This window comes from Antribacter soli, from assembly GCF_021568775.1.
GTDB lineage: Bacteria > Actinomycetota > Actinomycetes > Actinomycetales > Cellulomonadaceae > Antribacter > Antribacter soli.
In genome coordinates, this window is sequence record NZ_JAKGSG010000029.1 from 201602 (window position 1) to 217266 (window position 15665).

Below are 15665 nucleotides of genomic sequence, written 5' to 3' on the forward strand. Positions count from 1 at the left end.
ATGCGGGGTCAGACCGGTTCGCGTGCGACGACGACGACGGTCACGTCGTCCTCCAGCGGCTTGCGCCCGGCGTGCTTCTCCATACGGGCGAGGAAGTCGTCTGCGTCGGCCGACTCCCCGGCCAGTGCGGTGATGTCGTCGAGGGCGGTCAGGCTCGAGTCGTACAGCTCCAGGACGCCGTCGCTCACCGAGACGAAGTAGTCTCCCGGGCGAAGGGTCAGCGTCCGTTCGGTGCGCACCCTCACGTCGTCCAGCAGGCCGAACGGGACCCCGGCGGACCCGACGCGCTCGTGGCTCCTGTCGGAGCGGACATGGACCGACAGCCCGTGCCCGGCATCGACGTAGGTCAGCTCGCCCGTCTCGAGGTCGAGCGCGGCGTGCAGCAGGGTGGCGAAGGACCCGACCCTGGCCATCTCGGGCCCGAGCTGCGCCTCGGCGGCCCGGACGGCCTGCGACGGCGGCAGCCCGCTCCGCGCGGTCAGCGCCGACCGCAGCCCGGCGGCGAGCACCGCGGCGGAGACTCCCTTGCCCATGACGTCGGCGAGGCTGAGGTCGATCCGGTCGCCCACCTCCGACCAGGTGTAGAAGTCGCCGCCGACGACGTGGGCCGGCATCGTCAGCCCGATCAGCGTGTACCCCGAACGGTTGACCGGCGGCGGTTGGAGGTTGCGCAGCATGTCCTCCACGCGCGTGCGGTCGAGATCCTCGGAGATCGTGCGCTCGGCCCAGCGCGCGAACCCCTCGAGGATGGCGAGCTCGTCCTCGGTGACCGTCCTGGGCTTTGTGTCCACGATGCACAGCGTGCCGATCCGCGTGTCCTGCACCGTCAACGGGGCACCGGCGTAGAACCGCAGCTGGGGTCCGCCGACGACGACGGGCAGGTTCACGAACCGGGGGTCCTTCGTGGCGTCGGGCACGACCAGCGGCTCGCTCTGCTGCACGGTCACTGCGCAGAACGTCTCCTCGCGCGGCCGGTAGAGACCCTGTAGCTCGCCCGGCACCGCGGAGTTGACCACGACCCGCTCGTCGTCCATCAGGTTCAGGAACGCCAACGGCACGCCGAACGCGTCCTGCACCATCCGGGTGATGCGGTCGAAGCGCTCCTCCCGGCCGGAGTCCAGCAAGCGCAGAGCGTCGAGGACGGCCTGCCTGCGGCTGTCCTCCGTCACGGCCGAACCGTTCTCGACGCGCGTGTCAACTGTCATGCAGGGCCCCCTCCACCGCTGACACGCCGACTCTACGACACGCCAGTGGAGCCTGCAGCGCTACAGCCCTCGCGCCACCGCAGCGCCCGCACCGAGCCACGCGCGCTGCGTCGCCGGCCGGAGCGCCCCATAGCGGAGGTGGCCGTCCACCATGGCGGGGTCGAACGGCACCGTGACGACCTCGCGCGCCAGCGTCGAGTACCCCTCGGCGACCCGCCGTACGTCGTCGGGGCTCCCCTTCGGGTCGGCCTGCGAGACGATCGCGACCGCCTGCTGGGCCAGGTAGGCCGACCGGCCGTCGCGGCCCGCGAGCGCCTCGAGCAGGAGCGCCCCGGCCTCCGCGTGGTCGTCGCGCGTCGTGGTCGCGACGACGAGCTGGTCGGCGTGGTCGATCATCCGGAGCCACATCGGGTCCGACTCGTCGTTGCCGGAGTCGATGAAGATCATCCGGTAGTACTTGGACAGGACGGAGTGGATCGCGTCGACGTCCTCCGGCTCCACGCGCTGCTCGTGCGCGAGGGCCATCGGCTTTGACCGCAGCACGTCGAAGCGGTCGCGCGTCTGGTGGTGCACATAGCGGGCCAGGTCCGCCGCCTGCGCGGACGGGCCGAGCAGCCGCTCCGACTGCGCCAGCAGGTCGAGCAGCGTCGACTGGTGCGGCCCCTGCTCCGTGCGCCAGCCGAGGGTGCCGCGAGTCTGGTTGTTGTCCCAGGTCACGACGCCCGCGCCGCCGTGCTGCGCGAACACCGCCGCGAGCAGCACGGTGCTCGGCGTCTTGCCGGCGCCGCCCTTGCCGTTGACGATCGCGACCGTCCGCGGGCCGGGCCAGTGCTGGCTGACGGCCCGCTCGTCCTCGCGCTCGGCACGCTCGGCCTCGCTCGGGCCGATACGGATCCCGACCCTCGCGAGCGCGCCGCGCAGCCCCCGCGTCGCCGGGTCCTCGTCGGGCTCGTGCGTGAGGAACGACTGGCGCACCTCGCGCCGCGTCCGCGGGGCCGCGCTCGGCGCCGTGTCCGGGGCCGCGCTCGGGGCCGTGTCCGGGGCCGCGCTCGGCGCCGTGTCCGGGGCCGCGCTCGGGGGCGTCGGCGTGGCGACCGTCGCGCCACGCACCCAGTCGGCGACTCCCGGCCGTTCGACCGTTTCGTCCGAGCCGGACAGGTCCTCCTCCGCGACCGGGAACGCCTCCGCCAGTGTCGGCAGCTCGCCCGCGACGTCACCGTGGGGCACCCCGTTGACGGGCGCGGGAACGGGTTCCGGGGTCGGCCGCTGCACCTCGACGGGTGCCGCCGGCTCGGACGCCACCGGCTCGGGCACTGCCGGCTCGGGCTCCGGCCGCCGAACCTCCGGCTCCGGCCGCCGCACCGCTCCGTCCACCCGGCGTGCTGCGGGGCGCGGGGCGTCGTCCTCCGGAACGACGGTGCCGTCGGGGTGGACGATGAGCGTCCACACCCCCTCGGGCCCCTCGGCGCTCGCTCGCACCGCCCGCCCGAACCGCACGGCGTTCTCCGTGACGTGGCGCAGCACCTCGACCCGCGCCTCCTCGAGGCTGGCCGTGTAGACGTGGTACGGCGTCCCGTCGACCACGACCTGCCCGGAACCGTCCTCCCGGACGAGCGCCTCGATGCGCGGCCAGGACGGAACGGTTTCGGTGCTCATGCGCTTCTCCTCGTACTATCCAGGTTCACCCGGACGACAGCCTCGCCCAGGATCGACCCGCGGTCGAGCGGAACGGCGGCGGGTCGCGGATGTCCGCCGTCGGGCAGCCTGCTGGGCGGCTTGCCCGCCCTGGTAGGTTGCTCGCATATCCGCTGGTTGATGCCGGTATGTGCTGCCCCGAGGAGCTCGAGTGTCCGACGAGACCGTCCGCCTGCCGTCCGGTGCCGCGGCGCCCACCGAGGTCCACCGGGCCGCGCCGCAGCTGGCTCCCGCCACGGCCCAGGCGACCGTACACCTCCCGGGGTACGCCGGGACCGCGGCCGCTGCTCCGGGCGCGGCCGCGGCAACCGTCCGCCTGGGTGCCGCCCCGGACCCCGGCCAGCCCTCCGGCCGCATCCCCGCGACGGGCGAGGTGCTGGGCGGCTTCGTGCTGCACGAGTCGCTGGGCCACGGCGGGTTCGCGCACGTGTACCGGGCGGAGTCGGCGCAGGACGGCGAGGTCGCGCTCAAGGTCCTGACGAACGCGGAGCCGAGCGCGCTGGAGCGGTTCGTCGCCGAGGCAGACCTGCTCTCGCGTCTCGACGGGCGCGGCTTCCCCGGTTTCGTGCGCGCCGACCTCGAGTCGGCCACGCCGTGGTTCGCGATGGAGCTCGTGCCGGGCAGCACGCTGCAGCAGCTCGTCCAGACGGGCGGCCCGCTGGCCCGCCGGGACGTGCTGCACGTGGCCGACGACGTCGTCGGCGCCCTGTCGGTGCTGCAGGAGGAGCACTTCCTGCACCGCGACGTGAAGCCGGCGAACATCATCGCCTCGGGCGGCCGGGCCGTCCTCATCGACCTCGGCATCGCCAAGGGCCACGACGGCACGACGTCGACGCACGCCGCCGGGACGATCGCCTACATGGCCCCCGAGCTGTTCGCGCGCAAGGCGCACGCCCGCTCCGACGTGTACAGCCTGGGCCTGCTCCTCGTCTTCCTCAGCGCCGGCACGCTGCCGCCCGACCTCAACTTCCTCGGCCGAGACCTCGAGGCCGAGGACCTGGGCCCCGTCGACGCGCGCCTCGTCCCGCTGATCCTGGCACTGACGCGGCACCGGCCGGAGGACCGGCCCCCGCTGCACAACATCGCCCGCACCGTGCTGGCGCTGATCAGCCAGGAGGAGCCCGACCCCGGCCTGCTCGACGCCGCCGAGGCGACCCGCGCCGAGCGCGCGCTCGTCACCGAGGTGCTCACGGCAGGCACGATCGCGGCCGCGACCGCCGCCGCGCCCACCCCGGTGCAGTCGGGCGAGCCCATGACGAACCTCGTCTACGACCAGGCCCTCATGCGCCGCCTGCACGATCTGCACGCCGACGGCTTCGACGGCGCCGCCGAGCAGGTCGTCGCCGACCACGTGGCCGCCGTCGGGCTGCAGCGGGCCGGCGGGCGCACACCGGGCGAGATCAAGGACTACGTGTGGTCCGCGATGCGCTGGACCGCGGCCCAGCCGCCCGCCGGCTACGAGAACTCCCACCGCGGATGGACGGCGTTCCAGCAGGCCAAGTCGGCGGCGCAGCGGGCAACCTCGGCGTCGGCCCTCCCGGCGCCGGACGCGACGCAGCGCCTCGACCCGACGCCGCGTCCGGCCTACGACCCGGGGCAGACCGTCCGCCTCCCGCCCCAGCCCGCGATGCCGCAGCAGCCACCCGCGCAACGGTTCGCGCCCGGGTACGCCCCGCAGCCCGGGGTCCAGTCCGGATATGCGGCCCAGCCCGCCGGATACCCGGGCGGCCCGACGCCCGGCGCCCCCGGCCAGCACCCCGGCGCCGCGGGCTTCGGACCCGGCGCCGGAACGCCCGCCGGGCAGGCGAGGCAGGGCGGCTATCCGGGCGCGCCCGGTGCCCCCGACACGACGCCGTCACGCCCTGCCGGCGACCGCCGCCCCGAGCGGGACGACCGTACAGACCGCGACGACCGCGACGGCCCGTCGGACAGCGACGGCTGGCGCATCGCCGGCGTGATGCTCGGCACCTGGCTCCCCCGTGTCCTGCTCGCCCTGGCCGTGTACCAGGCTCTCCGGCTCGTCGGGCCGCTCAGCGACCTGCCGGACGTCTCGACGTTCCCGCTGTTCGCCGCCCTCGGCGACCTCGCGGTGTACACGTTCGGCTGGGACGCGGAGTGGGCCCCGTACGTCGCGAACCTCGCGATCCCCGCGCTGGGGCTGGTGCTCGCGGTGATTGCGAACGCGGTGCAGTCGCTGCGCGCGAAGCGCGGGCACCACGTGTGGCCGTACGTGCTGCTCATCACGCTGTGGGCGGTGCTGATCGGGATCCAGGCCGTCATCGGCTTCGCGCAGCAGGTGCGCGAGGACGTCGAGCAGGGCGTGGAGCAGAGCATCGAGGACGCGAAGCAGGACGTTCAGGACGAGATCGACCAGGGCGTCGAGGACGCGAAGCAGGATGCGGCCGAGAACGTCCAGCGCAGCATCGACGAGATGTTCCAGAACATGTTCGGCGGCGGGGACGACTGACCCGAGGATCGGCGCACGGATATTTCCTGGCGGGCGCACGGCATCGCCTGGCATGCTCATCGCACGGTCCCCGACGGGGGATCGGCAAGCCCCGCCCGGCGGCGCACCCCAGCACAGTGCTGGGAGCGCCGCGGGCTCGTACGGAGGGAGGCCCCGCCATGGACGACGTCGTCTCGCGCGCCGCAGGCCGGGACCAGCAGCTGGTCCCCTGCCCGGCGCCCGCCGCCCCCGCCGTACCGAGGAGCGCCCTGCCGTCCGGCAGCCGGATCCGCTGAGCCCGACGCACGTCGAGCTGATCCGGCCCGCCCGGGCCGGCCCCCGCGCTCCTCACTCCCGAGGAGCACACCTTGCCCCGTTTTCCTGCCAACCCGTCGAACCCGTACCTCCGTCGCGCCCATGAGCGCCAGGTCCAGGCCGCCGAGCTGGAGGGCCCGTACCCGGGCACCTTCGGCACCCCGTCCGACCTCTCCACCCCCTGGCCCGCCATCCCCGGCGACCCGGCCGCCGTCGTCGAGCCCGGACCTGGCCAGCGGTGGTCCACCTGGACCGCCGTGGCGAAGGGCCAGCGCGGCCCCGAGCCGCGCCCCGACTGGCTCGTCACCGCCGACGCCGCGCTCGACACCGAGCTCGGCGTCCTCAAGACCGGCAAGGAGGCAGACGCCCACCTGCTGGAACGCGCCGTGCCGGGCGACCCGGCGCGACGCATCCTGCTCGTCGCCAAGCGGTACCGCGGGCGCGATCACCGCGACTTCACGCGCGACTCCGGCTACACCGAGGGCCGCAGGGTCCGCCGCACGCGCGACCAGCGCGCCATGGAGGACCGCAAGTCCGCGTGGGGCCGTGCCGTGTCCGCGACCCAGTGGGCGGACGCCGAGTTCGGCGCGCTCTGCGCCGCGTGGGAGGCCGGCGCGCCCGTGCCGTACCCCGTGCAGATCGACGGCACGGAGGTGCTGATGGAGTTCGTCGGCACGGAGGGGGCCGACGGCGTCGTCGCCGCGCCCCGGCTGGCCACGACCCGGCCGGCGCCAGACCTGCTGGACGCGTACTGGGAGCAGCTCGTCGGTGCCATGTCGGTGCTGGCCCGGCTCGGCTACGCGCACGGCGACCTGTCGCCGTACAACGTGCTGGCCCACGGCGAGCGGCTCGTCGTCATCGACCTGCCGCAGGTCGTGGACCTGGCGTCGAACCCGTTCGCGACAGAGATGCTCCTGCGCGACTGCCGCACGATGTGCACCTGGTTCACCGCCCGTGGCCTGGAGCGCGATCCCGACGAGCTGTTCGCGGACCTGCTGGCGCAGGCCTGGTGACCCTCCTACGGTGAACCCATGAGCAGCCTCCCCACCGACGGGTACGACCGCGACGACCTGAACGCGTTCCTGGCCGAGTACGGGGCGGCGCTCGGGGCGGGCGACCTGCAGTCCGTCTCCGAGCGGTTCGCGTTCCCGGCACTGATGGTGGGGCCGCAGGTTTCGACGCTGGTCTCCGACCCGGAGATCGTCCACGACGACCTGCGCGACCGCCTCGCCGCATTCCGGGAGCAGGACCTGGTGGCGGCGGTCGCGCGCGTCGGGGCGGTGGAGCAGGTGACCGACGACCTGCTCTGGGCCGAGGTCCGCTGGAGCTACCGCGACGAGAACGCGAGCGAAGGGGCGTCGGAGCGGGTGCGGTACCTGCTCCGGCGCGGCCGGGAGACGTTCGAGATCTGCGTGGTCGTCCCGGTCGACTGAGCTACAGCTCCCGCCGCACGTGCCAGCGGGGCTTCCGCCCGCTCGTCGAGGCCGTCTCGGCGACCCGCTCGAAGCCCGCGGACTCGAACAGGTCCGTCGTGCCGACGAACGCCGCGCTCACCGGCACGCGCCCGCCCGCCGGGTCCACGGGGAAGCCCTCGATCACGCGACCGCCCTGCTCACGCGCGTACCCGACCGCCGCCTGCAGCATCGCCCGCGCCACGCCGCGCCGCCGGTACCCCGGCTGCACCACGAAGCACATGACGGCCCACGTGGTGGGCCACTCCTCGGGGTCGGTGCGGGGCAGCACCCGGGAGCGCTGCCGAGAGCTCGCGAGCGAGATCGGCGCGAACCCGAGCCAGCCCACGACCTGCGGGCCGTCCCCTTCGTCGAGGTAGGCCAGCATGCCCGGAGCGGGCTCGCGGGTCGCGAGGTCGTGCAGGTACTCGCCGCGGCGGTGGGCGTCCTCGTGGGGCGGCAGCCGCCAGTGCATGCACCAGCAGGCCTGCTCGCGGCCGCTCGGGTTGAGCATGGTCGTCACGTCGTCGAACCGGTCGGCGGTGGCCGGCACGACGGTGACCGGCTGATCGCTCCCGTCCTGAGGCATGCTCCGACGCTACTGCGCCCGATCACCGGAAGTCGCGCGACCTCGCCTGCACCCGCAGCGACAGCGGCGACAGGTGCTCCGCCAGCAGGTTCACGGCCCCGTCGGCCGCCTCGATCCGCCCGCGCACCACCAGCGCCGGCGAGCTCCGGGCGACGCGGCGGAACCGCAGCCACAGCCCCACGGTGCAGATGACGTTGAGCAGCCCCGTCTCGTCCTCCAGCGACAGGAACGTCACGCCCCCGGCGGTGCCCGGCCGCTGCCGGTGCGTCACCACACCGCCGACGGCGACGCGCCGGCCCGGCTCGGTCGCGAACGCCTCCGCGACGGTGATCACGCCGGCGGACCGCAGGCCGGGACGGACGTGCTGGGTCGGATAGGAGTCGGGCGTGACTCCCGTGGCCCACGCGTCCGCCACGGAGAGCTCCACCTCGGACATCCCGGGCAGCGCCGGCGCCTCGACGCCCACCGACACCCCCGGCAGCGTCCCTGGCCCCTCCTGCCCCAGCGCACCCGCGGCCCACAGGGCCTCGCGCCGCTCCACGCCCAGGCTCTCGAGCGCGCCCCCGGTCGCGAGCGCCTCGAGCTGGGCGGTCGTCAGGTCGACGCGCCGCACGAGGTCGCGCAGGTCGCGGAACCCCCAGCCCGACGTACCCACAACGTCGGAGCTCCGGGTCGTCACGACCACCTTCGCCAGGTCCGTGCCGATGCCGCGCACGCTGTCCAGCCCCATCCTGACCGCCAGCTCCGGGTCCGCCCGGACGAGCCCCGCCAGGGGCGAGGCTCCCTCCCGGGGCGAGCGACCGCCGTCGGGCCGCGCCGCGGAGGGCAGCCGCTCCACGCAGGAGAGCGGGCGCGACGCGTTCACGTCCGGGCGCAGGACCGTCACGCCGTGCCGGCGCGCGTCGGCGACGAGCGACTGCGGCGAGTAGAAGCCCATGGGCTGCGCCGCCAGCAGCCCCGCGTAGAACGCGGCGGGGTGGTACACCTTGAGCCACGCGCTCGCGTACACGAGGTACGCGAAGGAGTAGGCGTGCGACTCGGGGAAGCCGAAGTCCGCGAAGGCGCGGAGCTTGTCGTAGACCTGCTCCTGCACGTCGGGCGGCACACCGCGCTTCGTCATCCCCTCCAGCAGCCGCCCGCGCAGCGCCTCCATGCGTTCCGCCGACCGCTTGGATCCCATGGCCCGCCGGAGCTGGTCCGCCTCGGCGCCGCTGAAGCCCGCCACGTCGATCGCCATCTGCATGAGCTGCTCCTGGAACAGCGGCACGCCCAGCGTCCGCTCCAGGGAGCTCTCCAGCAGCGGGTGCAGGTACGTCACCGGCTGACGCCCGCGCGCCCGCTCGATGTACGGGTGCACGGACCCGCCCTGGATGGGGCCGGGGCGGATGAGCGCCACCTCCACGACGATGTCGTAGAACGTGCGCGGCTGCAGGCGCGGCAGGGTCGCCATCTGCGCGCGGGACTCCACCTGGAACACGCCGACGGTGTCGGCGGCGCAGAGCAGGTCGTACACGGCGGGGTCCTCCTGCGGCAGGCCGTGCAGGGTGAGCTGCTCGCCCGTGTGCTCCGCGACCGACTCGAACGCGTACCGGATCGCGGTGAGCATGCCGAGGCCGAGGAGGTCGAACTTCACCAGGCCGGCGTCGGCGCAGTCCTCCTTGTCCCACTGCAGCACCGTCCGGCCCTCCATGCGCGCCCACTCCACCGGGCAGACCTCGATGACCGGCCGGTCGCACATCACCATGCCGCCCGAGTGGATGCCGAGGTGCCGGGGCAGGCGGAGCATGCGGTCCGCGAGGTCAAGCACGTCGGACGGGATCTCCCCGTCCTGCTGCGCCGACGGCGGGGAGCGGAACGGCACCACGTCGTGGGCGTCGTCGGCGCGGCGGACCTCCTCGGACAGGACGTCGACGAACCGGCCCGGGTGGCCGGCGTGCGGACGCTCCGGGCGGGCGGCCGACGGCGGAGCCGCCTTCGGCTTGAGCGTCCCCCAGCGCTCGATCGACTTCGACCACGCGTCCTGCTGCCCGACGTCGTACCCGAGTGCGCGCGCGGCGTCCCGCACCGCCGACCGCGGCCGGTACGAGATGACGTTCGCGACCTGCGCGGCGTGCGTGCGCCCGAACCGCTCGTACACGTACTGGATGACCTCCTCGCGGCGCACCGACTCGATGTCGACGTCGATGTCGGGCGGGCCGTCCCGCTCGGGGGCGAGGAACCGCTCGAACAGCAGGTGGTGGCGCACCGCGTCCACGGCCGTGATGCCGAGCGCGTAGCAGACCGCCGAGTTGGCGGCGCTCCCCCGGCCCTGCGCGAGGATGCCGTTGCGGCGGCAGAAGTCGACCAGGTCGTAGACCACGAGGAAGTACCCCGGGAAGTGCAGCTGCTCGATGACTGCCAGCTCGTGGTCGATCTGTGCCCACGCCCTCGCCGCGTCACCCTCGGCCGCCCCCGCCGGGCGGGGCCCGTAGCGCTGCTCCGCCCCCTGGTACGTGAGCTCGCGCAGCCACGAGGCCTCGTCGTGGCCGGGCGGCACCGGGTACGGCGGCAGGTCGGGCGCGATGAGGTCGAGGTCCAGGGCGCACTCGCCCCCCAGCGCCCCCGCGTTCCCCACGGCGTACGGGTGCCGGTGGTGCAGCCGCAGCATCTCGGCGGCGGAACGCAGGTGCGCGGTGGGCGCGCCGGGCAGCCAGCCGTCCAGGTCCTCGAGGGACGAGCGGGCACGGACCGCCGCGAGCGCCCCCGCCAGGTCGGCGTCGCGGGGGCGGGCGTAGTGCGCGGCGGTGGTGGCGACGAGCGGCACGCGGGCCTGGTCGGCGAGGTCGGCGAGGGCGTCGTGCAGGTCTGCGTCGCGGGGGTCGCCGGTGGCGGTGACCTCGACCGCGACGTTGTCCCGGCCGAACGTGGCGACCAGGAGGTCGAGCTCGCGGCGGGCCGTGTCCAGGCCGCCGCCGGGTGCGGTGAGGGCGCGGCGGACGGCGCCCTTGCGGCAGCCGGTGAGCACGAGCCACTGCCCGGCGGCCTGCTCCCCGAGGCGCTCCGTCGTGTACCGGGCGGCGCCCTTCACCCCGGCCTCCAGGTGCGCGGTCGCGATCGCCGACGACAGCGACCGGTAACCCTGCTCCCCTCGGGCAAGGACGAGCAGGTGCGTGGCGCGCGGGTCCGGGAGGCCCGTGGGCGGGTCGAGGACGGGGGCGCCGGCCCGGCCGCCGGGTCCCCTCTCCGCGCCGACCCCCGTGCCGGGCACCGGCAGGTGCAGCTCCGCGCCGAACACGGTCCGCAGCCCGACCGCCTTCGCCGCCGTCGCGAACCGGACCACCCCGTACAGGCCGTCGTGGTCGGTGAGCGCGAGGGCGGTCAGGCCCAGGCGCGCCGCCTCGGCGGCGAGCTCCTCCGGGTGGGACGCGCCGTCCAGGAAGCTGAACGCGGAGTGAGCGTGCAGCTCGGCATACTCCGGCTCAGTCATCGCTCCTCCATGCCTGAGTCTGCGGTTCCGCTCCGGGCGGGCTCCTTGCTCCGCTGCGGACCCACCCTGCGCTGCACCTCCGGCTCAGTCATCGCCGCACCTCAGTCATAGACCGCCTCCAGCTGCCACGCGCCCTGCGCCGCCGACAGGAGCAGGCCGCGGCCGTCCATGAGGACCACCTGCAGGAAGACGCGCCGGCGCGCGTCGGACGACCACCACCGCTCCGCCACCGGCCACGGCCCCGCCCAGTCGGTGACGGCCCGGCCCTCGCTACCGACGCCGAAGTCGCGCTCGGGGCCAAGGTCCGCTTCGATCACGCGGTTGTGCACCGTCAGGGCGGCCGTACGGTGCGCAATCGCGTGATCGAAGCGGACTTCCCCAGGCAGGCCGTCGGCGCCAGGGAGGAGGACGCGGGCGGGCTCGCCGCTCAGGGCGAGGCGGACGTCGACCACGACGTGGGCGCCGGCGTCGTCGACGACGGCGGCCGGGACCGGCTCGGGCAGCACGAGCGCCGGGGCGGGCGCCGGCAGCGACCCGGGCCAGGGGCGGTCCGGCGCCCGCCCGGGCGGGGCCTCCTCGCCGAACGGGACGAGCTGGACGCGGTCGCGCGGGTCGCGGCCGCCCTGGAGGCGGACGGTGAGGACGGCGTCACCGCCGAGCAGCGCCTGGACGCGCTCCAGGGCGCGGCGGGCGCGCAGGTCCTCCCCCGCGCTCGGGCCCCACAGGCGCGGCTGGAGCGCACCCGCGGGCGACATCTCCTCGGCGGCGAGGGCCAGGTGCGCGATCGGCGCGGCCCCGCCCGCCGTGAGCCAGCCCTCGAGCTGCCAGCGGACCCGGTCGGTGATGCGGGCGGCGCTCAGGCCTCCGAGCGCACCATCCGTGCGCCACAGGCGCTCCAGGGTGCGCGACTCGCCCGTCACCGGGTCGACGGCGCGTGCCGTGATGCGCAGCCGGCCGCAGGACAGGCCGTGACGGGCGAGCTGGTCGTGCAGGTCGTCGGCGAGTCGCCGGGCCGCGAACGCCGCGACGTCGACGCGCTCGGCGGGCGGGTCCAGCTCCTGCTCAGCGACGATCTCGCCCTCCACACGGCGGCGCGCCGGCGGCCGGACGTCCTCCCCGCGGGCCAGGCGCTGTGCCCACGTACCGGCGTCGCCGAAACGGGCGTGGACGCTCGCCTCGGGGAGGGCGGCGAGGTCGCCGAGGGTGTGCAGGCCGAGGCGCTGCCAGAGGTCGGCGAGCTCGGCGACGGTGCGCGCGGCGGCGGCCTCGGCCCCCCGGGCACCACCCTGCTCCCCCGTGGCCGCGTGCAGCAGGTCGCCGACCGGGCGCGGGGCGAGGTACGTGGGGGAGGCGCCCAGGGCGACGACCCGGTGCTCGCGGGCCGCGAGGACAGCGGCGAGGAAGCCGTCCGCGACGCCGACCTGGCACTCGTGGCCCGTGGCCTGCCCGACGCGCTCGACCAGCGCGCGGGCCAGCGACTCCTCCGACCCGTGGTAGCGGGCCGCGCCGCCGGCGGGCAGGAGCAGCAGCCCCGGCCGGGAGATCTCCAGACCGGCCACGACGGTCTCGGCCGCCGCCGCGACAGGCTCGAACTCGCGGGCGTCGCGGGCGTCGTCGGCGGGCAGGAGCACCAGCTCCGGGCAGCGCTCCTGCGCCTGACGGCGGCGCATCCCGCGCCGCACCCCGGCCGCGCGGGCGACCGCCGACACCGCGACCAGCCGCTGTCCCGTGGTCGTCCCGCCCGCGGCGGCGCCGCCGAGGACGGCGGCCGGGACGTGGACGCCCAGCCCCGCCACCGCGAGGGCCGCGACGACCGGCCAGTCGGGCACCCAGAGCACGGCGGTGCGGGTGGCGGCCGTTCTCCGGCGGCTCATCGGGCGATCCTCGAGATCCCGGCGCCGCCCGGGATCTCGGTCAGGGCCGCGACCCCGGTCCTGGCTGCGTCCGCGTCCGCGTCCACGTCCGCTTCGAGAAGGCTTTCGGGTATCGCTACCCGGGTCGGAGCGATACCTGAGGGCCTTCTCGCGGCGGACAGAGAGGCGGCTCGGCCGCCGACGACGTGCAGGCGTGGACGGGTGGCGTGCTCCCTGCCCGGCACGACGACGTCGGCCCGCAGCGGGACCTCGACCTCCATCTCGACCGGGCGTGCGGCGGCCCCGCGGCCCGTGCGGCGCACCGTCAGGGTGCGGCGGCGCAGCCAGCCCGACCCGTGGTCGAGGCCGGACCAGGTGCCGGCGCGGGTGTCGAGCACCACGTGGGCGCCGGGCTGCGCGTCCACCGCCACCAGGACGGCGCCCCGCTCGCGGGCGCGGGTGACGAGGCGACGGCGGTCGGCGTCGAGCAGGGCCGTGCGCGGCCCGAGCACCACGACGTCCAGGCCGTCGAGCAGCGCCGCGACCACGGCCGGGGCGTCCGGGCCGGGGGCTGGGACGGTCACCGTGCGGTCGAGGTCGAGCCCGGCGTCCGCGGCGGCGGCCAGCCCGGCGGCGGGGTGCCCCACGATCGCGGTCCACGCCCCGGCCCGCGACGCCTCGGCGAGCAGGGCGAGCAGCAGCGTCGTGGAGCCGCGCACGACGACGGTGCTGCCCGTCGTCAGCCCACCCTCCGGCAGGAGCCGCGCGAGGCCCGGGTGAACGGGCAGGCGACGGCCGGCGAGCGCGACCTGGTGGTCCGTCCGATGGTGGACGCGGGGGCGCGCGCCTTCCCTGGTGGGCGCCGCTTCCACGAGCGCCGGCGCCGCCGGCGCCGCCGCGACCGTCAGGGTGTGCTGGCGCCGCTCCCGCCGCACGCCCGTCCGCAGCTCCGCGGCCCTCAGGGCGGCGTGCGCCTGCGCGTGCCGGTCGGTGCCTGCTGGGCGTCCGGGTACGACGACGGTCATGCGTCCCTCCAGCGATGGTGCTGCCGGTGGTGACCGGTCTGGCATCGTGCCGAATCCTTATTCGAACGGGTGTTCGACACGCCACCAGTACACGCCCGCCGGCACCCGCTGTCAACCGTGCAGGTCAGCGGTGCCGGCAGCGCGCCGGACCCCCTGGATCGCCGCACGGCGGCAAGATGATCGTCACCGACGAAAGGACCCGGCATGACCGCCACCACCCCCCGCGTCGCCGTCGTCACCGGAGGCGCTCGCGGCATCGGCGCCGCGACGGCGCGGCGCCTCGCCGCCGACGGCCACGCCGTCGCCGTGCTCGACCTCCGCGAGGAGCAGGCCGCACAGACCGCGGCCCACATCGTGTCCGACGGCGGACGCGCGCTCGCCGTCGGCGTCGACGTCGCCGACGCCGCTGCCGTCGAGGCGGCCGTGACCCGTGTCCGTGACGAGGTGGGCGCACCGACGATCCTCGTGAACAACGCCGGCATCCTGCGCGACAACCTGCTGTTCAAGATGTCCGAGGACGACTGGGACTCCGTGATCTCCGTGCACCTGCGAGGCGCGTTCCTCATGACCCGCGCCGTCCAGGCCCACATGGTCGAGGCGCGGTGGGGGCGGGTCGTGAACCTGTCGAGCACGTCCGCGCTCGGCAACCGCGGGCAGGCCAACTACTCCGCCGCCAAGGCCGGCATCCAGGGCTTCACCAAGACGCTCGCGATCGAGCTGGGGAAGTTCGGGATCACGGCGAACGCCGTCGCGCCCGGCGTCGTGGCCACCGACATGATCCGCGAGACCGCCGAGCGCGTCGGCGTCTCCTTCGAGGACTTCCTCGCCGGTATGGCGAAGGACGTCCCCGTGGGGCGGGTCGGGCAGCCGGAGGACATCGCCGCCGCGGTCGCGTTCTTCTGCTCGGAGGAGGCCGGGTTCGTGTCCGGGCAGGTGCTGTACGTCGCCGGCGGGCCGCGGGCCTGACGGGCGCCCGCCGACCGGGACACCCGCCGCCGGGATGGGTACCGCCCACCATGGCGAGGATGCGCCAGGTTCGGCAGAGTGGGGCCCATGGACTTCGATCGTCCCTTTCCTCCCGACCCCTACTCGCTGCTGCCCGTCCCGGCGACCTTCACGCTGACGAGCACCGACCTCGTCGACGGCGAGCGGATGCCCGAGACGCACACCGCCCACGACAAGAACTTCTCCCCCGCCCTGGCGTGGTCGGGCTTCCCGCCCGAGACGCAGTCGTTCGTCGTGAGCTGCTACGACCCCGACGCGCCGACGCCGTCGGGCTACTGGCACTGGAACCTGCTCGACATCCCGGCGAATGTCACCTCCCTGCCGACGAACGCGGGCGCCGCCGACGGCTCCGGCCTGCCCGGGGGCGCCTTCCACGTGACCAGCGACGGTCATGAGCCGGGCTACGAGGGCGCCGGCCCGCCGGCCGGCGACCACCCGCACCGCTACATCTTCGCGGTGCATGCCCTGGACGTGCCGTCGCTCGCCGAACGCGGCCTCACGCCCGACGCCACGAACGCGCAGGTCGGGGTCAACGTCTTCTTCCACGCCCTGGCCCGCGCGACCCTCATGGTCACCTGCACCAGCTGACCCCGCCGCCCGGACCTACCATCACCG

Annotated in this window: 11 protein-coding genes; 5 read left to right on the top strand and 6 right to left on the bottom strand. The window is 75.1% G+C overall.

Features of this window, described 5'->3' with window-relative positions:
• Positions 1-8: 8 nt before the first annotated feature.
• Both L1785_RS10570 and L1785_RS10575 read right to left on the bottom strand, forming a co-directional pair.
• Complete coding sequence (locus tag L1785_RS10570; protein ID WP_236089220.1) at positions 9-1205, bottom strand: PP2C family protein-serine/threonine phosphatase; 1197 nt, start codon at positions 1203-1205, stop codon at positions 9-11.
• 60 nt (positions 1206-1265) lie between these two features.
• Entirely contained in the window at positions 1266-2861 is a 1596-nt protein-coding gene (locus L1785_RS10575) for an ATPase (RefSeq protein WP_236089221.1), read from the bottom strand.
• A gap of 190 nt (positions 2862-3051) precedes the next feature.
• Between L1785_RS10575 and L1785_RS10580 the strand changes: the two genes are divergently transcribed.
• The 3 genes from L1785_RS10580 to L1785_RS10590 all read left to right on the top strand — a co-directional run bounded on the left by L1785_RS10580 (position 3052) and on the right by L1785_RS10590 (position 7094).
• Positions 3052-5367 (top strand): serine/threonine protein kinase, encoded by a 2316-nt coding sequence (locus tag L1785_RS10580; RefSeq protein ID WP_236089222.1) that lies wholly within the window; start codon positions 3052-3054, stop codon positions 5365-5367.
• Positions 5368-5714: 347 nt separating this feature from the next.
• A complete protein-coding gene (locus L1785_RS10585; protein WP_268915094.1) occupies positions 5715-6674 on the top strand; it encodes a serine protein kinase RIO in 960 nt (319 codons plus the stop codon).
• 18 nt (positions 6675-6692) lie between these two features.
• Positions 6693-7094 (top strand): DUF6841 family protein, encoded by a 402-nt coding sequence (locus L1785_RS10590; RefSeq protein ID WP_236089223.1) that lies wholly within the window; start codon positions 6693-6695, stop codon positions 7092-7094.
• A gap of 1 nt (position 7095) precedes the next feature.
• Here L1785_RS10590 and L1785_RS10595 read toward each other — a convergent pair whose 3' ends face one another.
• The 4 genes from L1785_RS10595 to imuA' form a co-directional block, all read right to left on the bottom strand.
• Positions 7096-7701, bottom strand: a complete 606-nt coding sequence (locus L1785_RS10595) for a GNAT family N-acetyltransferase (RefSeq protein ID WP_236089224.1) — start codon at positions 7699-7701, stop codon at positions 7096-7098.
• Between the two features lie 22 nt (positions 7702-7723).
• Positions 7724-11167: an error-prone DNA polymerase gene (locus L1785_RS10600; RefSeq protein WP_236089225.1), complete on the bottom strand. Its 3444-nt coding sequence runs from the start codon at positions 11165-11167 to the stop codon at positions 7724-7726.
• A 101-nt stretch (positions 11168-11268) separates the two neighbouring features.
• On the bottom strand, positions 11269-13041 hold the full coding sequence (locus L1785_RS10605; RefSeq protein ID WP_236089226.1) for a Y-family DNA polymerase: 1773 nt from the start codon (positions 13039-13041) through the stop codon (positions 11269-11271).
• A complete protein-coding gene (imuA', locus tag L1785_RS10610) occupies positions 13038-14045 on the bottom strand; it encodes a DnaE2-dependent mutagenesis accessory factor ImuA' (protein ID WP_236089227.1) in 1008 nt (335 codons plus the stop codon). Before imuA' ends, L1785_RS10605 begins: the two co-directional genes overlap by 4 nt.
• Before the next feature lie 204 nt (positions 14046-14249).
• Between imuA' and fabG the strand changes: the two genes are divergently transcribed.
• Positions 14250-15011, top strand: a complete 762-nt coding sequence (fabG, locus tag L1785_RS10615; RefSeq protein WP_236089228.1) for a 3-oxoacyl-ACP reductase FabG — start codon at positions 14250-14252, stop codon at positions 15009-15011.
• Between the two features lie 87 nt (positions 15012-15098).
• Positions 15099-15638 (top strand): YbhB/YbcL family Raf kinase inhibitor-like protein, encoded by a 540-nt coding sequence (locus L1785_RS10620; RefSeq protein WP_236089229.1) that lies wholly within the window; start codon positions 15099-15101, stop codon positions 15636-15638.
• Positions 15639-15665: the final 27 nt, after the last annotated feature.